The 17,685-nt window shown below is 65.0% G+C and carries 19 protein-coding genes; 8 read left to right on the top strand and 11 right to left on the bottom strand.

Going from position 1 to position 17,685, the window contains the following annotated elements; translation table 11 throughout:
- Positions 1–74 precede the first annotated feature (74 nt).
- Positions 75–554 (top strand): Lrp/AsnC family transcriptional regulator, encoded by a 480-nt coding sequence (locus QMG83_RS12470; protein ID WP_283505730.1) that lies wholly within the window; start codon positions 75–77, stop codon positions 552–554.
- 1 nt (position 555) lies between these two features.
- On the opposite strand, the gene QMG83_RS12475 is transcribed toward QMG83_RS12470, so the two are convergent.
- The 3 genes from QMG83_RS12475 to QMG83_RS12485 all read right to left on the bottom strand — a co-directional run bounded on the left by QMG83_RS12475 (position 556) and on the right by QMG83_RS12485 (position 4,401).
- Positions 556–1,932 carry an NADP-dependent succinic semialdehyde dehydrogenase gene (locus tag QMG83_RS12475; RefSeq protein ID WP_283505731.1) on the bottom strand — a complete coding sequence of 459 codons (1,377 nt, stop codon included), beginning with the start codon at positions 1,930–1,932 and terminating at the stop codon, positions 556–558.
- A 31-nt stretch (positions 1,933–1,963) separates the two neighbouring features.
- On the bottom strand, positions 1,964–3,241 hold the full coding sequence (locus QMG83_RS12480; RefSeq protein ID WP_283505732.1) for a DUF4032 domain-containing protein: 1,278 nt from the start codon (positions 3,239–3,241) through the stop codon (positions 1,964–1,966).
- Between the two features lie 62 nt (positions 3,242–3,303).
- Complete coding sequence (locus QMG83_RS12485; protein WP_283505733.1) at positions 3,304–4,401, bottom strand: ABC transporter ATP-binding protein; 1,098 nt, start codon at positions 4,399–4,401, stop codon at positions 3,304–3,306.
- A 204-nt stretch (positions 4,402–4,605) separates the two neighbouring features.
- Between QMG83_RS12485 and QMG83_RS12490 the strand changes: the two genes are divergently transcribed.
- Together QMG83_RS12490 and msrA are read left to right on the top strand one after the other, a co-directional pair.
- Positions 4,606–5,526 carry a DsbA family protein gene (locus QMG83_RS12490; protein WP_283505734.1) on the top strand — a complete coding sequence of 307 codons (921 nt, stop codon included), beginning with the start codon at positions 4,606–4,608 and terminating at the stop codon, positions 5,524–5,526.
- A 151-nt stretch (positions 5,527–5,677) separates the two neighbouring features.
- Entirely contained in the window at positions 5,678–6,184 is a 507-nt protein-coding gene (gene msrA / locus QMG83_RS12495) for a peptide-methionine (S)-S-oxide reductase MsrA (RefSeq protein WP_283505735.1), read from the top strand.
- Between the two features lie 14 nt (positions 6,185–6,198).
- On the opposite strand, the gene nhaA is transcribed toward msrA, so the two are convergent.
- From nhaA to QMG83_RS12515, 4 genes are all read right to left on the bottom strand, one after another.
- The gene (gene nhaA / locus QMG83_RS12500) at positions 6,199–7,470 is read right to left on the bottom strand and encodes a Na+/H+ antiporter NhaA (protein WP_283505736.1); all 1,272 of its coding nucleotides are present in this window, start codon (positions 7,468–7,470) and stop codon (positions 6,199–6,201) included.
- Between the two features lie 105 nt (positions 7,471–7,575).
- On the bottom strand, positions 7,576–8,943 hold the full coding sequence (locus tag QMG83_RS12505) for a TrkH family potassium uptake protein (RefSeq protein ID WP_283505737.1): 1,368 nt from the start codon (positions 8,941–8,943) through the stop codon (positions 7,576–7,578).
- A 107-nt stretch (positions 8,944–9,050) separates the two neighbouring features.
- On the bottom strand, positions 9,051–9,353 hold the full coding sequence (locus QMG83_RS12510) for a DUF7882 family protein (protein WP_283505738.1): 303 nt from the start codon (positions 9,351–9,353) through the stop codon (positions 9,051–9,053).
- A gap of 60 nt (positions 9,354–9,413) precedes the next feature.
- Positions 9,414–10,250, bottom strand: a complete 837-nt coding sequence (locus QMG83_RS12515) for a universal stress protein (RefSeq protein ID WP_283505739.1) — start codon at positions 10,248–10,250, stop codon at positions 9,414–9,416.
- A 107-nt stretch (positions 10,251–10,357) separates the two neighbouring features.
- Between QMG83_RS12515 and QMG83_RS12520 the strand changes: the two genes are divergently transcribed.
- Entirely contained in the window at positions 10,358–12,214 is a 1,857-nt protein-coding gene (locus tag QMG83_RS12520; RefSeq protein ID WP_283505740.1) for a heavy metal translocating P-type ATPase, read from the top strand.
- On the opposite strand, the gene QMG83_RS12525 is transcribed toward QMG83_RS12520, so the two are convergent.
- Positions 12,215–12,856 (bottom strand): class I SAM-dependent methyltransferase, encoded by a 642-nt coding sequence (locus QMG83_RS12525; protein ID WP_283505741.1) that lies wholly within the window; start codon positions 12,854–12,856, stop codon positions 12,215–12,217. It lies immediately after the preceding gene.
- Between the two features lie 138 nt (positions 12,857–12,994).
- Between QMG83_RS12525 and QMG83_RS15470 the strand changes: the two genes are divergently transcribed.
- Both QMG83_RS15470 and QMG83_RS12530 read left to right on the top strand, forming a co-directional pair.
- Entirely contained in the window at positions 12,995–13,153 is a 159-nt protein-coding gene (locus QMG83_RS15470; protein WP_502949035.1) for a DUF8730 family Cys-rich protein, read from the top strand.
- A gap of 2 nt (positions 13,154–13,155) precedes the next feature.
- Positions 13,156–13,518, top strand: a complete 363-nt coding sequence (locus tag QMG83_RS12530) for a rhodanese-like domain-containing protein (protein ID WP_283505742.1) — start codon at positions 13,156–13,158, stop codon at positions 13,516–13,518.
- Positions 13,519–13,566: 48 nt separating this feature from the next.
- On the opposite strand, the gene QMG83_RS12535 is transcribed toward QMG83_RS12530, so the two are convergent.
- On the bottom strand, positions 13,567–14,493 hold the full coding sequence (locus QMG83_RS12535; protein WP_283505743.1) for an NAD(P)-dependent oxidoreductase: 927 nt from the start codon (positions 14,491–14,493) through the stop codon (positions 13,567–13,569).
- A gap of 44 nt (positions 14,494–14,537) precedes the next feature.
- Here QMG83_RS12535 and QMG83_RS12540 point away from each other — a divergent pair, with 44 nt between their 5' ends.
- Positions 14,538–14,999 carry a nitroreductase/quinone reductase family protein gene (locus tag QMG83_RS12540; RefSeq protein ID WP_283505744.1) on the top strand — a complete coding sequence of 154 codons (462 nt, stop codon included), beginning with the start codon at positions 14,538–14,540 and terminating at the stop codon, positions 14,997–14,999.
- On the opposite strand, the gene QMG83_RS12545 is transcribed toward QMG83_RS12540, so the two are convergent.
- Entirely contained in the window at positions 14,996–15,097 is a 102-nt protein-coding gene (locus QMG83_RS12545; RefSeq protein ID WP_283505745.1) for a DsrE/DsrF/DrsH-like family protein, read from the bottom strand. The genes QMG83_RS12540 and QMG83_RS12545 overlap by 4 nt on opposite strands.
- Before the next feature lie 273 nt (positions 15,098–15,370).
- Between QMG83_RS12545 and QMG83_RS12550 the strand changes: the two genes are divergently transcribed.
- The gene (locus tag QMG83_RS12550) at positions 15,371–16,411 is read left to right on the top strand and encodes a zinc-binding dehydrogenase (protein WP_283505746.1); all 1,041 of its coding nucleotides are present in this window, start codon (positions 15,371–15,373) and stop codon (positions 16,409–16,411) included.
- Positions 16,412–16,430: 19 nt separating this feature from the next.
- Here the strand turns inward: QMG83_RS12550 and dapC are convergent, their stop codons facing one another.
- The gene (gene dapC, locus QMG83_RS12555; RefSeq protein WP_283505747.1) at positions 16,431–17,546 is read right to left on the bottom strand and encodes a succinyldiaminopimelate transaminase; all 1,116 of its coding nucleotides are present in this window, start codon (positions 17,544–17,546) and stop codon (positions 16,431–16,433) included.
- Positions 17,547–17,685 lie beyond the last annotated feature (139 nt).

The following is a 17,685-nucleotide window of genomic DNA, read 5'->3' on the forward strand; positions in this document are numbered from 1 at the left end:
AGCGGATACTGCGAGTATCAGCAAGCGGTCTGCAAGAATATGCGAAATAGGTTTCAAGAATCGAGGAAAGTGCAATGGATGCCAGGCGTTCCATCGACCGGATCGACCGAGCCCTGCTGCGCGCCCTCTACAGCAACGCCCGCGCCTCCGGCTCTACGCTGGCGCGCGAGGCGCAGGTCGCGGAGTCAACAGTCGCGCTGCGCCTGCGCAGACTGCGGGACGACGGCTACCTTCGCGGTTTCCACGCAGACATCAACGTCGAGGCCCTCGGCATGACAGTGCAGGCCATCATCTCGGTGAAGCTCGTCAGGCACGCACGCGCCGAGGTCGATGCGTTCCGCCGCGCTGCACCCACCTGGCCGGGCGTGCTGTCGTTCTTCCACACCGGGGGAGCGGACGACTACATGCTGCACATCGCCGCGGCAAGCGCGACCGACCTGCGCGACTTCGTGATCACGCACCTCGCCGACCATCCGGCCGTGGCCCACACCGAGACGAACCTCGTCTTCGAGCACGTCATCGGCAGCGGCCTCGACGAACTGCTCAGCAGCTGACTCAGCCCTTCCAGACCGTCTTCAGGTTGCAGAACTCGCGGATGCCCGCGGCCGCCAACTCGCGGCCGTAACCAGACGCCTTGATGCCACCGAAGGGCAGCTCGGGGTAGGAGATGGTCATGCCGTTGATGAACACGGCTCCGGCATCCAGCGCATCGATGAAGAACTCCTCGTCGACGGCATCGGTGGTCCACACCGCCGAGCTCAGACCGAACGTGGTCTGGTTCGCAATCTCCACCGCCTGCTCGCGCGACTCGACGCGGTAGAGGGATGCCACCGGACCGAAGGCCTCCTCCATTACCAGGCGCATGCCTTCGTGCAGGTCGGCGATGAGCGTCGGGTTGTAGAACCAGCCCGGACCGTCGGGTGCGGATCCACCCGCGAGGATCGTGGCGCCGTGCTTCACAGCATCGTCGACGAGTTCGGCGAGTTCGTCGCGCCCGGATTCGGTGGCCAGTGGCCCGACCTGGGTCGCGGCATCCATGGGATCACCGACGACGAGCGCACTGAGCTTCTCGGCGAACAGGGCGGCGAACTGCTCGTACACGTCCGCGTGCACGATGAAACGCTTGCCCGCGATGCACGACTGCCCGTTGTTCTGCGTTCGTGCCGTGACCGCGACGTCGACAGCCTTGTCGATGTCTGCGCTCGGCATCACGATGAACGGGTCTGATCCGCCCAGCTCGAGCACGGCCTTCTTGATCTGGCTGCCGGCGTTGGCGGCCACCTCGCGCCCGGCGGGCTCAGACCCGGTCAGCGTGACGGCCTTGACCCTCGGGTCCTGCAGCACGGCAGCGACCTCTTTCGAGCCGATCAGCAGCGTTGAGAAGGCGCCTTCGGGGAAGCCGGCGCGGGTGAAGAGAGCGTCGAGGTACATGGCCGACTGCGGCACGTTCGAGGCGTGCTTGAGCAGACCGGAGTTGCCGGCCATGAGTGCGGGAGCGGCGAAGCGCACGACCTGCCACAGCGGGTAGTTCCACGGCATGACGGCGAGCACGGCGCCGAGCGGCTGGTAGACGGAGTACGCGCTCGACGCGTTGACGCTCGCGGGGTTGTCGAGGGGTTCGGCCGCGAGGAATTCTGCGGCGTGCTCCGCGTAGAAGCGCATGCCCTTGGCGCACTTCAACGCCTCGGCCCTGGCCTGAGCGAGCGGCTTGCCCATCTCGACGGTCATGATGCGAGCGATCTCGTCGACATCAGCTTCGAGCAGATCCGCGGCAGCATTCATCCACTGGCCACGCTGCTCGAAGGTGGTGGTGCGCATCGCTGTGGTCGCGGCATCCGCCAGCGCAATGCGCCTCTCGACCTCAGCGGCGTCATGCGCCTCGAAGGTTTTTTCGGTAACGCCGGTCGCTGGGTTGATGCTCGCAATAGCCATGATCTGAGATTACCTCCCGACCGACGGTTGCCTAGACCTTCAGGCGCCAATCATCCTCGTCGACGACCGGTGTCGGCAGGGTGAAGGTGCCGGTCGATGGGTCGATCATGGTTGCTTCGTCGCGACGGTGCACGAGCACGTTGTCGATGTAACTCGCAACCGCTTCGGCGAGAGGGATGTCGCGAGCTTGGTTCTGCGACAGGAACCACCGATGATCGAGCAACTGGTGGAAGATCTCGGCCGGCTCCAGCTTGCCCTTCAGGTCTTTCGGGATGGCGCGGATTACCGGCTCGAACACCCGCGCGGCCCACTCGTGTGACACGAGCTCCTCGTCGAGGTTCTGCTTCTCGACGGTGGCCCGGTACGAGTCGAGGTCGTTGAGCAGCCGGCGCGCCTGGTTCTCCTGCGCGTCGAGCCCGGTCAGGCGCAACAGCCTGCGGGAGTGATGGCCGGCATCCACGACCTTCGGCTGGATGCGCACCTGCGTGCCAGTCTCGTCGGTACGGATGGCGAGTTCTTCGATGTCGAAACCGAGCTCATTGAGCCGTTCGACGCGCTGGTTGATACGCCAGCGCTCGGACTGGTCAAACTCTTCGGAGGCGGTCAGCTCTTTCCACAGGGTGCGGTAGCGCGCCACGATGCCGTTGCTGATCTCAACAGGGTCGATGTCTTCGTCGAGTCGCCCACCGGCCTGCAGGTCGAGGAGCTCGCCGGCCATGTTGACCCTGGCGATCTCGAGGTCGTTCTCACGCTGGCCGTTCGACAGGCTGGTGTAGAGCTGGCCGGTTTCGGCGTCGACGAGATAGGCGGCGAATGCGCCGGCATCCCGTCGGAAGAGGGTGTTGGACAGCGACACGTCGCCCCAGAAGAAACCGACAATGTGAAGCCGCACAAGCAGCACCGCGAGGGCGTCGACCAGCCTGGTGGCCGTCTCGGGGCGAAGGCTCTGCGAGTACACGGCTCGATACGGGAGCGAGAAGCGAAGGTGTCGTGTGACGAGCACCGATTCGAGCGGCTCGCCGGTGGGGGTGGTTCGGTTGGTGATGACGGCGACCGGGTCGACGCAGGGGATGTCGAGCCGCTGCAGCGCGCGCAGCATGTCGTACTCCTTGCGCGCCAGCTCCGCCGAGGTCTCTTTGATGGCCACCACGTAACCGCTGAGGTTGACGAACCGCACCAGGTGCCGCGAGATGCCCTTGGGCAGCGCGGCGATCGTTTCGTCTGGCCAGATCTCGAGCGGCAATGACCACGGGAGGTCGAGCAAAGCTGGGTCGACTGTCGCGGCGGTGATGTTCAGTGAGCCGGTCATGGTGTCCTTAAAGTGGATCGAGCCTGCCGGAAAACCCGACAGGCCCGATCACGGTTGAATGCTTAGTCGACGTGCACGGCCTTGCTGAGGCGAAGGCCCGACTCGGTGTCGAACACGTGGATGTGGTTGGGCTCCGGGGTGATGAAGACCTTGTCACCGGCGTGCGGGTGGCTGCGACCGTCGACGCGCGCGACGATGTCGACGCGGTTGCCGCTGATGTCAGCGTGGCCGTAGAGGTAGCCATCTGCGCCGAGTTCCTCGACGAGGTCGACGTCAACGGCGAGTCCGGTTCCGGTGGTGGAGACCTTGACGTCTTCGGGGCGGATGCCGATCGTGACCGTCTTGGCGTTCGTGCCGCTGAACGTCGTGCGGTCGACTGCTGCCACTGCGGTGCCGAACTTGAGTCCGCCCTCCACGATCTCGGCGTCGAACAGGTTCATGGCGGGGCTTCCGATGAAGCCCGCAACGAACACGTTCTGCGGAGCCTCGTACAGGTCGCGAGGGGTTCCCACCTGCTGCAGGATTCCATCCTTCAGCACTGCGATGCGGTCACCCATGGTGAGAGCCTCGGTCTGGTCGTGGGTGACGTAAACGGTGGTGACACCGAGACGCCGCTGCAGTGATGCGATCTGCGTGCGGGTCTGAACGCGCAGCTTGGCGTCGAGGTTCGACAGCGGCTCGTCCATGAGGAACACCTGCGGCTGGCGCACGATGGCACGGCCCATGGCGACGCGCTGACGCTGGCCACCCGAGAGCGCCTTCGGCTTGCGGCTGAGGTAGGGCTCGAGGTCGAGGAGCTTGGCGGCCTCGAGAACGCGGCTGGCGCGCTCATCCTTGTTGACGCCGGCGATCTTCAGGGCGAAGCCCATGTTCTCGGCGACCGTCATGTGCGGGTACAGCGCGTAGTTCTGGAAGACCATGGCAATGTCGCGGTCCTTCGGCGGCACGTCGGTGACGTTGCGGTCACCGATGAGGATGCTGCCGTCGTTGACCTCTTCGAGGCCGGCGAGCATGCGGAGGCTTGTTGACTTTCCGCAACCGGATGGGCCAACGAGGACGAGGAACTCGCCGTCGGCGACCGAAAGGTCGAGGGCGTCTACAGCGGGCTTGGTCGAGCCGGGGTAGAGACGTGTTGCTTTGTCAAAAGTGACTGATGCCATGACTACTAATGCTCCTTCACCGGCAGGTACGTGCCGGACGATCCGTTGTGAATGGAAGTGGTGACGATGTCACCATCCGCCATTATGCCACCCAAACCGGGGTCGTGTCAGAGTTTGTTTGGGTAATACCCAGTGATCCCTCGTAGAATTCCACAGGCGCGCCGAACCTGACGTGCACGATACCGACGGATGAATGAGGATCGATTGAGCAACGTCACACCCGGCGACGGGCGACTTTCGAAAAACGAGAAGCGCGAAGCCGCCCGCGATAAAGCCCGAATTCTTCGCGAAAGCCAGAAGAAGAAGGATCGCCGCACCAAGGTGCTGCTGCAGGGCGGAATCATCTTCGCCTCGCTCGCGATCGTGGCGATTATCGCCCTCGTGATCGTCAACTCCGTTCGTCCCGTCGGCCCTGGTCCACGCAACATGGCCAGCGACGGCATCCTGATCAGTGAAGGGTTCGTCGCCGCCGAGAGCGCAGCGCTGAAGTCTGATGACGAGCCGATCCCGAATGAGCGCGACGAGGCATCCGGAGCTCTCGCCATTCAGATGTATGTCGACTACCTCTGCCCGATCTGTGGCGACTTCGAGGCGACCAACGGCGAGTACATCTCCAGCCTGGTCGAGAACGGCAAGACCACGGTCGAGATTCACCCGATCACCATCCTCGACAGGCTGTCGCAGGGCACCAAGTATTCGACCAGGTCGGCCAACGCCACCGCGTGCGTCGCCAACTACTCGCCGGACAACTTCTATGACTTCCACAACCTGCTGTTTGCGAACCAGCCGGCCGAGAACTCGTCCGGACTCGATAACGACGAGCTGATCGCGTTAACGAAGGAGGCGGGCGTGAAATCTGCCAGCTCCATCGAATCGTGCATCAAGGACCAGGAGTTCAAGTCGTGGGTGAATGCCTCGACCGCACGCGCCCTGAACGGTCCGATCCCGAACTCGAACATCGACAAGGTCGAGGGCACGCCCACCGTCCTCGTGAACGGTCTCAAGTACGAGGGTTCGGTTTCCGACCTCGCCTCATTCCAGGCCTTCGTGCTGCAGGCGACCGGAGCCGACTTCAACGAGCAGTCGACGCCGACGCCGACCCCGACGGCAACCCCCGCGGGCTAGCTCCGGCTCACTCTGCGATCGCCCTCGAAGAGCACCTCGGTGCACCTCGGGGGCGATTCCCAGTTGCAGCGGGAACTATTTCTGACAGGCAACTGTTTTCACCCATGAAGGCCGCAGCTGGCGGCTCACACAACACGAAGGGGGCCTGACCATGGCCACGACTGAGACCGCGATCCTCGCAGGCGGATGTTTCTGGGGAGCACAGCAGTTGCTGCGTCGCCGACCCGGCGTCTTGTCGACCCGCGTCGGCTACTCGGGTGGAGACACTCCGAATGCGACATACCGAAACCACGGCGATCATGCCGAGGCAGTCGAGATCGTCTTCGACCCCGCCCAGATCTCGTACCGCGACGTCCTGGAGTTCTTCTTCCAGATTCACGACCCGTCGACGAAAGACCGCCAGGGCAACGATGTGGGCCGCAGCTACCGCTCGGCGATCTACTTCACGAACGAGGAGCAGCAGCGGGTCGCCCTCGACACGATCGCTGATGTCGATGCTTCAGGCCTGTGGCCGGGCAAGGTCGTCACCGAGGTCGAGCCCGCTGGCGACTTCTGGGAGGCCGAAGACGACCACCAGGACTACCTCGAGAAGTACCCGAACGGATACACGTGCCACTCTGTGCGGCCCGGATGGAAGCTGCCGCAGCGCACCGTGTAGGTCGCAACCGCCGCTTAGTAGCGGAGGCGGGCGTAGTGCCTGTTTCTGAAGTGGAGGATGATTCCACCGATCACGGCAGCGAGCAGTGATCCGGCGAGCACGCCAACCTTGACGTGGTCGTCGGATTCGCTGCCGGCTCCGAATGACAGTTCGCCGACCAGCAGCGACACGGTGAATCCGACACCGGCGACGAAGGCCATGCCGATGATGTCGATCCACTTCAGGCTGGCATCGATGGCGAGGCCGGGCAGTCGGGTGACAAGGAAGGTCGTCCCCGTGATGCCGATCGCCTTGCCGAGCACCAGTCCGGCGATGATCCCGAGGGCGATCGGGTCGCTGAACGCCTCTCCGAGCCCGGTGGCACCACCGACGGCAACTCCCGCGGCAAAGAACGCGAAGATCGGCACAGCCACTGCGGACGACACCGAGCTCCAACGGTCCGCGAAGTGTGCGGCCAGGCCGTCGTAGACCGGTTCACCGGTGGAATCCACTCCCACTTTGACGCGTGCCCTGCGGGTGGCGATGACGGGCACGGCGAAGCCGAGCAGCACCCCAGCGACTGTGGCGTGGATGCCGGACGCATGCACGAGGCCCCAGGTGATGATGCCCAGCGGCAGCAGGATCCAGATGCTCCTGACGCCTCGCTGCACGGCCACGGCGAAGATTGCCAGGGGTACGAGCGCGAGCAGCAGGATGAGAGGCTCAAGGTCGTCGGTGTAGAAGATGGCAATGATCGAGATCGCGAGCAGGTCATCCACCACGGCAAGGGTGAGCAGGAAGGTGCGCAGCGCCGGCGGCAGGCTGCGGCCGACGACGGCGAGCACGGCCACGGCGAACGCGATGTCTGTTGCGGCGGGGATGGCCCAGCCACGCAGTCCGGCCTCACCGACCGAGGAGACGACGGCAACGTAGATGAGGGCGGGGAGCGCGACACCGCCGATCGCCGCAGCAATCGGCAGGGCGGCCGTGCTGGGCTGCCGCAGTTTGCCCGCGACGAATTCTTCTTTGAGTTCAAGCCCGACGACGAAGAAGAAGATCGCGAGGAGCCCATCCGCAGCCCACGATCCCACCGAGAGGTTCAGGTGCAGAGCCTCGGGGCCGAACGTGAATTCACGAACAGTCTCGTACAACCCGGCGGCAGGGGAGTTCGCCAGGATGAGGGCGAGCACGGTTGCGCCCAGCAGTAGCGCTCCACCGACGGTGTCTTGCTTAAGTGTCTGGTGGATGCCTCGCCACAGGGTGTGGGGCAACTGATGACGGTATGTGTCATCTGGTTCGTGAGCCATGGAGCACCTTTCGAGAGCGGTCGTCGTAGTGGGCGACACCGCTGTCACCCGCCGACCCGACTTCCCGGCACACCACCTTCAGCTTATCCGACCCGCGGTTGTGAACTAACCGATGATGGGGCGTTCCTCCGGCAGGCTGTAGAGCAGGGTGCGTTGCTTGAGGGCGAGTGCTGCCGCGAGTCCGATCGGCCCGATGCGCCCGGCGAGCATCAGCAGGCTGAGTACGAACTTTCCGAACGTGTCGAGCTCAGCAGACAGGCCCACAGACAGGCCGCAGGTCGCAAATGCCGAGATCACCTCGAACGCCACCCTGGCCAGTGAGATGGAGGGGTTCGCGGCAAGAATGAGTGCGGTGGCGACGAGCACGAGGGTGGCGCCGAGGAAGGTCACACTGATGGCAACCCGGAGGCTCTCGCTGGGAATCGATCGACCTGCGACCCGGAGGTCCTTGTCGCCTCGAGCCTCCGCGATGATGGCGAGGAACAGCACGGCGAGGGTGGTGACCTTGATGCCTCCGGCTGTGGATGCCGAACCTCCGCCGACGAACATGAGGGCGTCGGTCAGCAGCAGTGTCACGGGGTGTGCCGCCGCCGTGTCGGTGAGGGTGAACCCGCCAGACCGCATCATGGTCGACGCGAAGAGGGCGTGCAGAATCTTGTCGAGAGGGGACTCGTCGCCCACCGTGCCCGGGTTGTTCCACTCTGACAATCCCCAGCCGATGGCACCGATGAGCAGGAGGCCCGTGGTCATGGCGAGCGTGAGCTTGGTGTGCAGCGTCCAGCGCTTACGGTTCCAGCGCTGAGTGATCAGGGTGAGAAAGACGGGGAATCCGAAACTGCCGACGAAGACGCCGAGCATGACGGGCCCGATGATCCAGACGTTGGTGCCGAGCGCCTGGAGACCGCCCGGGTGCACCGAGAACCCCGCGTTGTTGAAGGAGGAGACCGCGTAGAAGAGGGCGTTTCCGACGCCCTCGTACCAGGTCGACTCCTCGATCAGGAACGGGGGCAGCAGGAGGAGGAAAATGGTGCCCTCGATCGCGAAGGTCGTGAGCACCACGATGCGCAGCAGTGTGCCGACCTCGCCGATCTTGGAGGTGCCGATGCTCTGCTGCGCGAAGACCTTGCTCTGCACGCCGAGATGGCGGGTGACGGCTCGGGCAAGGAGCAGTGCGATTGTCACGATCCCCAGGCCACCGGTCTGGATTCCCACGAGGATGACGATCTCACCGAACAGCGACCAGTGGGTGGCGGTGTCGACTGTCGTGAGCCCGGTCACGGTCACCGCTGAAACCCCGGTGAAGATCGCGTCGATGAGAGGGGTGCCGTTGGGGTCGTCTGTAGAGATCGGAAGGGCCAGCAGCGCACTGAAGAACGCGGCCGCGAGCACGAAGACGAGTGCTGCCGCGCGGGCGGGTGAGGAGCGCGCGAGTTCCCGGAACGGGTGGCTCGGCACAGATCGCTCCGTAGGCACGTCAACTCCTCGCGATAGACGGCTGGTGATTATGCGCCGCGCGTGAAATTCGACTCTAGGGCACTGCTCGCGTGCGATCGCATCGAGCGGAAGTTTTGGTTTGCCGGCTACGCGGGTTCTGGCGTCAGGGCGAGCCCGGAAACTGTCGATGCCAGCTGTGAGAGCTCGTCGAGCCACGCCCGGTTCATGTCCTGCGGGGCAGTGTCATTGAACACGAATTGCAGGGGGATCTCTCGGGAGACCCACACACTCGATCGACCGCCGCCCTCTGTCTCCGGAATGTCCCAAGAGAACGTGAATGGTTCACCGCGGCGAAGCTTGGTCACCATGACGTACTTCAGGTGAGCGAGCTCGCGGTCGCTGATGGTTACAGCGACTCGGCTGCCATCGGCGTAGTACAGGGTTCCCACGAGACTCGATTCCGCTCTTCGGGGTTTGAGGAGACGATTGGTGCAAGCGTACCCGCACCGCTATCGGATGATAGCAACCGTGGTGGGCATCGCGAGGATGAGCTCTTCGCTCGTCGATCCCAGCCAGGCTTTCTCGAACCCCTGCCGTCCGTGACTGCCGACCACGAGCATCGTGGCGCCCTCGGATGCGGAGAAGAGCGTGCTGGCCGCCCGCCCGAACGCGACTTCCGCTTGCACCTTCAGGTCAGGATAGGTCTGCGCCAGCCCCGCGGTCGCCTCGGCGAGGATGCGGCGCGCTTCGTCTTCGGGCTCGGCCGGCCACCCGTCAAATTGGCCGTCGGTCCACGGGCGGGGTGCGTACCAGGAATAGATGACCCTCAGCGGCTCGCCGGTGCGGTCGGCTTCCCGAGCCGCGAAGGCCAGCGGGGCCGCCGACAACTCCGATCCGTCAACGCCCACCACGATTCCCTTTCCCGGCACGACCGTGTTGGGAACCACCACGGTCGACACGCCAGCCTTGCTGGCCACCCGCGTCGCCCGGGTGTTGAACAGCAACTGTCCGAGGTTTTCCTTCCGGCGCGTTCCGAGTACGAGCATGGCTGCACTGGCAGCGTGCTCCACGAGCAGTCTGGTGGGATGCCCGACCAGCACCGTCGCGTGCACCGGCAGACCCGTACGGGCGGCGCGCTGGGTCGCGATGTCGCGCAGCTCGCGCTCGGCGGCGAGCAGCGCCGCCTCGGCGAACGTCGCGGGGGTGGATCGCCAACTCATGTCCACGATGTGAACGAGTTCGACCTCGGCGTTCAGGCTCTGCGCGTACGAGAGAGCCCATTCGATGGCTGGGTCGTTGAGGGTCGGTCCGCTCACACCGACCACGACTGACGGTTGATTGCTCATGACACCACTGTCCTCCGGCCCGCCCTGATGCCACAGGGCCGAAAGTCCTCCGCCCAGTGGGACCATCGACCCTGTTCGCGCAGCCTCAACCGTGGTTGCCTTGAGCGATGTCGACCCCCGGCGCGCGCGTAGCCCTCGTGGCGCTCATGATGCGCTATCCCATCGTCATCCTGACCGTCGTCTGGGGGCTGCTGGGCGGTGCCGTGTGGCTCGCAGGCTTCGAGGTCGTGGCGCGGTGGGGTTTCGGCATCTTCGCCCTGGTGATAGCGGGCATCGAAGCCGTGCGGATGATCCGGGAACTCCGCCAGAAACGGGTGGGAATCGACATCCTCGCCATCATCGCGATTTTGGCGACCGTCGCCGTCGGCGAAGTGATCGCCAGCATGATCATCGTGCTGATGGTGTCGGGCGGGAAGGCCCTCGAAGATTTCGCGCAGGGACGCGCTCAGCGGGAGCTGAGCGCCCTGTTGCGCCGGGAACCGCAGACGGCACATCGGGTGGTGACCGGGTCGTCGCTCGTGGACGACATCAGTGCCACGGATGTGGCGATCGGTGATGTGCTGCTGGTGCGGTCAGGCGAGGTTGTGCCCGTCGACGGAACTCTCACCTCGACCACGGCGTCGTTCGATGAGTCATCGTTGACCGGCGAGAGTCTTCCGCGCAACCGGCGCGAGGGCGACACGGTGTTGAGTGGGAGTGTCAACGGCAACACCGCGGCAACCATCGTCGCCTCAGCGCTCGCCGAGAACAGCCAGTATCAGGCGATCGTCGCGCTCGTGAAACAGGCATCCACCAATCGCGCGCCCGTGGTGCGTCTCGCCGACCGATACGCGATCCCCTTCACCGTGGTGTCGCTGCTGCTCGCGGGGGCGGCCTGGGCGCTCTCCGGAGATCCGGTGCGATTCGCCGAGGTTCTAGTGCTCGCCACCCCCTGCCCCCTGCTGCTGGCGGCCCCGGTCGCCTTCATGGGCGGGATGAGCCGAGCCGCCCACGAGGGCATCATCGTGAAGGGCGGGGGAGTGCTTGAGCAACTCGCCCGAGCGCGCACCGCGGTATTCGACAAGACGGGCACGCTGACGCACGGGGTGCCCACCATCGCGCGGATAGACGCGCTGCCGCCCCTCGACGAGCAGGCCCTGCTCGTGCTGGTCGCCTCCGCCGAACAGTTCTCCTCCCACGTGCTAGCGGCCTCGATCGTCACGGCCGCCCGCGAGCGGGGTCTCACCCTCCACCTCGTCACCGAGTCCAGCGAGGTCGCCGCGCGTGGTGTTGTCGCGACGGTGAATGACCGGGTTGTGGCGGTCGGCACTCTGGCGTTCATCCGGAGTATGGCGTCCGATGCGGTCGAGTCGCCGCTGTCCGGTGGCGAGCTGGCGATCTACGTTGCGCTCGACGGGCAGTTTGCCGGAAGCATCATTGCCACGGATGCCGTGCGCACCAACGCGGTCACCACGATCGAAGGGCTTCGGAGCCGCGGGGTGGCTCGCATCCTTATGCTGACCGGTGATGCGCAGGCGACGGCAGATCACGTCGCGGACGTCACCGGCATCACCGAGGTGCAGGCGAACTGCCTCCCCATCGACAAGGTCAACGCTGTGAAGGTCATCCAGCAGCGCCCCGTCATCATGGTCGGCGACGGCGTCAACGACTCACCGGTGCTCGCCTCGGCCGAGGTGGGAATCGCGATGGGTGCTCGCGGGGCGTCGGCCGCGAGCGAGGCGGCGTCAGCCGTCATTCTGGTCGACGACATCTCCCGGGTCGAGCGGGCCGTCGAGATCGGTCAGGACACCGTGCGGATCGCGCTGCAGAGCATCTGGCTCGGTATCGGCCTCAGCCTGGGTCTCATGGTGATTGCCGCCCTCGGCTACATCCCCGCGACACTGGGGGCGGGGATTCAGGAGGTCGTCGACCTTGCGACGATCTTCAACGCGCTGCGAGCGCTTCGGCGGCGAGACGACCGTTGATCACGCGGATCCCAGGCGTGCGGTGCCCGAGATGTGTGCAAATGCCGGCGCGGCCGGGTGCGGAGAGAAACCGAACCGGTCAACGGACTCGATCTCGAACCCGGCCGACGTGATCGCGGCCAGAGTGTCGCGGTTGGGGTGGCATCCACCGGCCAGGGCGGACCATGCGGGCGTGAGCGCATCCTGCATCGTCGCAATGACCGGATGATTCGAGCGCACGTGCTCGTAGAACGCAAGGCGGCCGCCCGGCCTCAGCACCCGAGCGAACTCCGCGAAAGCTGCGCGTTGATCGGGGACAGTGCAGAGCACGAGGCTGCACACGACCCAATCGCAACTGCCGGATGCGACCGGCAGCGTTTCGGCGGTGCCGTCGGTGACCGTGATGGTTGCGTCGGCCGAGCGCGCAGCGGTCTCGGCGATGGCCCGCAGCTCGGCATCAGGCTCGACGGCCACAACGGAATCCACCGCCGCGCCGTAGTGGCGGAACGACGTGCCGGTGCCCGCCCCAACCTCGACCACGGTGCCGGACACCGCGCCCAGAAGGTGCGCGCGATGGGCATCGCCACCACGCGCATCCATGATCGGTGACAGTTTGACGAACCCGCGGCGGAAGAAGGATTCGCGCCATTCACTCTTAACCATGGTCTGCTGCCTTTCCGGCCGGATGTGGCATCCGGGCCGTGCTGCGGTGCTCAGAGGTCATTGACAGCATTATGTCCTATGATGGTGAATACCCCCCGGGGTATATGGTTGTTCGATTGAGAGTGGAGAGGGAAGCCAATGTGCAGTGCGCTGACGTGTGAGGTTTGTGGGAAGACGACGTGGGCAGGCTGTGGTGAGCATGTCGACCAGGTGATGCAGAACGTTCCGCGCAGCGAGCAGTGCGAGGGTCACGACTCTCGCTCGGACGCGACGTCGTCCACGCTGTCCAACCGCTAGCGATGAAGAGAGTCATCGCCAGGATCGCCCTCGCCGCCGCCGTTCTCGTCGGTCTGGCCGGATGCGCGCCGGCGTCGATCGAGATGACGCCGGACACGGTCGTCGTGGATGTGCGTACGAGCGATGAATACTCCGCGGGTCATCTCGATGGTGCGGTCAACATCGACGTGCGCGCGGCCGACTTCGACACTCGAGTGTCCGAGCTGCCGCAGGACGGGCGCTACGTCGTCTACTGCGCCTCGGGCAATCGCTCGGCCTCCGCCGTCTCGCGCATGGCCAACCTCGGTTTCACCGACCTCGTGGATGCCGGCGGCATGTCGAGTGCGTCGTCATCGACGGGACTCGCGGTCGTCACCACCGGGTAGTTGCAGCGCTGCCGCCGCCCACGGACGGCTAAGGGCACCGCCAAACCGCTAGACCAGGTTCTCCAGAGGCGCACCCGCGGTCAGGTTGCGAAGGTTGGTCGCGACGAGCGTGCTCGCCCCACGAGGGCGGTTGCCTGCGGCATGAGGGGTGATGATCAGGTTGGGCGTCGTCCACAGCGGTGACGACGACGGCAGCGGCTCCTCTTGCATCACGTCAATGGCGGCGGCCCGCAGGCGACCTGAGCGCAGGGCATCCATCAGGTCAGTTTCATTGACAGTCGCGCCGCGGCCCACGTTCACGAACAGGGCGGTGGGCTTCATCGCCGAAATGAGTGACGCGTCGAAGGCGTTCCTGGTCTGCGGGCTCGCGGGCAGGAGCGAGATGAGCACGTCGGTGGTTGCCAGCTGGGCGGGCAGCTGCTCTGTCGAGACAACGGGATAGCCGTGGCGTGTGCCGGCGGTCGACGCGACCCCGGTCACCCGTGCGCCGAGCAGTTCGAGCATCGGCGCGAGGGTTGCAGCGATCGAACCGAAGCCCCAAATCAGCACCTCCGCACCCGACAGCGTGTACAGGTGGTCGGTCTCGGGGGTGCGCTGGGCGGTGAGGAAGCCGTCGTCCCACCGTGACTCGCGCTGCGCGTCGCCGAGGGTGTCGAGTCGACGCACCAGGGCGAGGGTCAGTGCGAGCGCGTGCTCCGCGACAGGGGCGTCGTGCAGCGAGCGTCCAGACGCAACGGGAACCGCACCGAAGCCGGCATTCAGCACTGCATCCGGGCCGGCCGCGAGAGTCTGCACGAGGCGCAGCGAGGTGAGGCGTTTGGCGGCGTCCTGAAGGTTCGCCGCGCTGTTCGCCCAGACAACGAGAACCTCGGCGTCGATGTGCCCGTCGGCGATGGGCTCGTCTGCCGCGTACTCCACGAGGGTGTATTCATCGGGAAGCTTAAGTTCTATGGTGTTGGGGATCAGCACTTTCATCGCCTCCGAAGTTTACTGAACCGGTACCGCGAAGGAGCACGCTCATGAATAAGTCTGACAAGACCCCAAAACTCCCGCCGAGATGGTTCATTCGCGTCGCCTGGCGGATCCATCGCGCCATCTACCGGATCACCGGCGGTCGCCGCGGGTTATGGCTGGCGCAGCCCGACAAGTGGGGAGCGATGCGCGTCACGACGATCGGTCGTCGCACCGGCAAGCTGCGCAGCGTCATCCTGGGCTATTTCGAAGACGGCCCGAACCTCGTCACCATGGCGATGAATGGATGGGGCGAGGGTGAACCGGCCTGGTGGCTCAACCTGCTTGCGCACCCTGAGGCGACGGTCGTGTTGGCGAACGATCGACGGATCGTGAGAGCGGCTGCAGCGGAAGGTGACGAGCGCGCGCGTCTCTGGGAACGGTGGCGCGAGCTGAACAAGGACCTCGATGAGTTTGCCGAGCTGCGCTCAACCGAGACCGCCGTGGTGGTGCTCAGCCCGCGACGCTAGATAAACAGCGTGGTGGTCGACTCCGCAGCCTCGCCGAGGAATGTGGCAACACCGCCGAGTTCGACCCCGTCGATGAGATCGGATTCGGCGATCCCCATTCGTGGCAGTTGCGCCGCACCCAGGCCGGGGGCGTCGCTGGCGAAACCGGGTCTGAGGCGTGCACCACAATCTCGTCGCCGACATTGAGGCCCTTCCTCTCGGTGGCGAGCTTCATGATCGGGCCGGGCGGACGAGCCCGGTGCAGTCGAGGTTCACCGAGACGCCGGACATCGATGACCTGGCCCGTAAGGTTGTGTCATGGTCTGGTCGCGCATTCACGGATCCAAGTGGAGAGCGACCTCAGCCGCAGGTTTATTTCGTGAGGAAACCCTATGAAGGCAGCATTTCTCTACGGCGCGGGCGACGTCCGAGTGGAGTCGGTAGCGGACCCGGTGATCCAACACAAGACAGACGCCATTGTCCGGGTGGTTCGTGCGTGTGTCTGCGGGTCGGACCTGCACCCGTATCACACGCGTAAGCCGGGGCCGATCGGTGCTCCGATGGGCCACGAGATGCTCGGGATAGTCGAGGAAGTCGGCTCTGAGGTATCCACTGTAAAACGGGGAGATTTGGTCGTCGCCACGTTTACGTACCAGGACAATACCTGCATCTTTTGCCGAGAAGGGTTCCACACATCCTGCCTCCACGGCGGCTTTTACAATAAGCCCGACGTCGGCGGCTTCCAGGCAGAGTATGCGCGGGTGCCGCAGGCAGACGGCAGCCTGGTGACAGTGCCGGGCGTCGACGAGAAAAGTGAGCTGCTTCCGTCGCTCCTCGCCCTGTCCGATGTCTATCTCACTGGTTACCACGCCGCGCATATGGGGCGGGTCGGTGCGGGCAAGACTGTGACGGTGATTGGCGACGGCGCCGTAGGGCTGTCGGCCGTGCTGGCGTCAAAAAAGCTGGGGGCCGAGCGGGTCATCCTCATGGGTCGGCACCAGTCGCGCACTGATATCGGTGTCGAGTTCGGGGCGGACGAGATCGTGTCCGAGCGCGGAGAAGAGGGAGTCGCCAGGGTGCGCGAACTCACCCGTGGCGAGGGTAGTCACGTCGTCATCGAGGCGGTCGGTCACTTTCCGGCGTACCAGCAAGCACTGGGGTCCGTCCGCGCGGGCGGCACCATCTCGCGGGTCGGCGTTCCACAGTATTCCGAGGCTCCGATCGGCTGGGGTTCGCTCTTCAGCCGCAACATAACGCTCACGGGTGGACCTGCCCCCGTGCGCGCCTACATCGAATCCGCGCTCAAAGACGTGCTTGACGGCTCGATCGTTCCGGGTCGCGTCTTCGATCGCGTCGTGGGCATCGACGAGGTAGCGCTGGGATACACCGCCATGGACACCCGCGAAAGCCTCAAGGTGATGATCGCCTTCTAAGACCTGAGCTGTTCTCTGGTCAGCGGGCCCAAGACCGTAGGGCGCTGATCGCCCGGTCGAGGTACTCATCCCGAACCGTCACGGCAAACCGCACGAATTCCGCGCCGCTCGGGCCGTAAAACTCGCCCGGTGAGACGAGGACGCCGATGTCGGCCAGTTCCATGGCAGTATCGACTCCACTTTCGCCCAGCGTGGCCCAGAGGTACAGGCCGCTTTCCGACCCGTGAATCTGGAATCCGGCAGCCTCGACGGCCGATCGGAGACGCTCGAGTCGGGAGGTATAGAGGGCGCGCTGCTCGGCCACATGCCCGTCATCGGACAGGACTGCGCTGAGCACCTGCTGCACGGGCGCAGGGACCATGAGACCTAGGTTGCGGCGCTGCGATGCGATTTTTCCGATCAGCTGCTCGTCCCCGGCTACCATGCCGGCCCGGTATCCAGCCATGTTCGACTGCTTGCTGACCGAATAGCTGGCGAGGATCTGGCTCATGTCGTCGCCAACCACTCTCGGATCCAGGATGGAAGGTATCCGCTCCCCGTTGACCTCATTCAACACGGCGTAACACTCGTCGCCGACTATCACAGCACCGAGCTCACGAGCTCGGGCGACAGCACGACGCAACTCTTCAATGGTCAGGGTCTGGCCGTCGGGGTTGCGCGGGGAGTTCAGCCAAATGAGTTTGGTCGCTTCAGGCCACTCAGCTGGATCGTCCTCAGCCACGACGCTGGCACCCACGGCAACCGCCCCCGCTTCATAGGCCGGATAGGCCAGCGACGGGCGAACCACGACGTCGCCAGGACCCAGACCGAGCAAGAACGGCAGCAAGCCCAACAACTCTTTAGACCCGATCGTGGGTAGCACACCCGCTCGATTGAGGGTGACGCCGCGTACGCGATCGAACCAGTGCACCATCGCGTCGCGCAACTCGACGACCCCGATGGTCAAGGGATAACCCGGCGCGCCGCCCGCTGCTGCCAGCGCATCGACGAAGACTTGCGGCGTCGGGTCAACGGGGGAGGCGGTGGCGAGGTCTGCGAACCCGCCCGGATGGGCGATTGCGCGACGACGAAGCTCTGCCAGCACATCCTTCGCTGAAGGGCGCAGAGGAGTCGGAGACGACGCGGCGGCGGTCACGCGACAACTCCGGAGCGATGAATCGAGAGAATCGATACGGCCCGGGAATGGGGCGATCGGGCTCCGGTGTAATTGAAGAAGGCATCCATGTTTACCCATGAAACCAGCGCTTCCTATGAAACCCATGGGCGTTGACAGG

Source organism: Salinibacterium sp. G-O1 (assembly GCF_030063305.1).
GTDB lineage: Bacteria > Actinomycetota > Actinomycetes > Actinomycetales > Microbacteriaceae > Rhodoglobus.

What these genes read in the sequence shown, in the direction of transcription:
- QMG83_RS12470 (WP_283505730.1), top strand. Translation starts at nt 75, where the DNA reads ATGGATGCCAGGCGTTCCATCGACCGGATCGACCGAGCCCTGCTGCGC.
- QMG83_RS12475 (WP_283505731.1), bottom strand. Translation starts at nt 1,932, where the DNA reads ATGGCTATTGCGAGCATCAACCCAGCGACCGGCGTTACCGAAAAAACC.
- QMG83_RS12480 (WP_283505732.1), bottom strand. Translation starts at nt 3,241, where the DNA reads ATGACCGGCTCACTGAACATCACCGCCGCGACAGTCGACCCAGCTTTG.
- QMG83_RS12485 (WP_283505733.1), bottom strand. Translation starts at nt 4,401, where the DNA reads ATGGCATCAGTCACTTTTGACAAAGCAACACGTCTCTACCCCGGCTCG.
- msrA (WP_283505735.1), top strand. Translation starts at nt 5,678, where the DNA reads ATGGCCACGACTGAGACCGCGATCCTCGCAGGCGGATGTTTCTGGGGA.
- nhaA (WP_283505736.1), bottom strand. Translation starts at nt 7,470, where the DNA reads ATGGCTCACGAACCAGATGACACATACCGTCATCAGTTGCCCCACACC.
- QMG83_RS12515 (WP_283505739.1), bottom strand. Translation starts at nt 10,250, where the DNA reads ATGAGCAATCAACCGTCAGTCGTGGTCGGTGTGAGCGGACCGACCCTC.
- QMG83_RS12520 (WP_283505740.1), top strand. Translation starts at nt 10,358, where the DNA reads ATGTCGACCCCCGGCGCGCGCGTAGCCCTCGTGGCGCTCATGATGCGC.
- QMG83_RS12525 (WP_283505741.1), bottom strand. Translation starts at nt 12,856, where the DNA reads ATGGTTAAGAGTGAATGGCGCGAATCCTTCTTCCGCCGCGGGTTCGTC.
- QMG83_RS15470 (WP_502949035.1), top strand. Translation starts at nt 12,995, where the DNA reads ATGTGCAGTGCGCTGACGTGTGAGGTTTGTGGGAAGACGACGTGGGCA.
- QMG83_RS12530 (WP_283505742.1), top strand. Translation starts at nt 13,156, where the DNA reads ATGAAGAGAGTCATCGCCAGGATCGCCCTCGCCGCCGCCGTTCTCGTC.
- QMG83_RS12535 (WP_283505743.1), bottom strand. Translation starts at nt 14,493, where the DNA reads ATGAAAGTGCTGATCCCCAACACCATAGAACTTAAGCTTCCCGATGAA.
- QMG83_RS12540 (WP_283505744.1), top strand. Translation starts at nt 14,538, where the DNA reads ATGAATAAGTCTGACAAGACCCCAAAACTCCCGCCGAGATGGTTCATT.
- QMG83_RS12545 (WP_283505745.1), bottom strand. Translation starts at nt 15,097, where the DNA reads ATGGGGATCGCCGAATCCGATCTCATCGACGGGGTCGAACTCGGCGGT.
- QMG83_RS12550 (WP_283505746.1), top strand. Translation starts at nt 15,371, where the DNA reads ATGAAGGCAGCATTTCTCTACGGCGCGGGCGACGTCCGAGTGGAGTCG.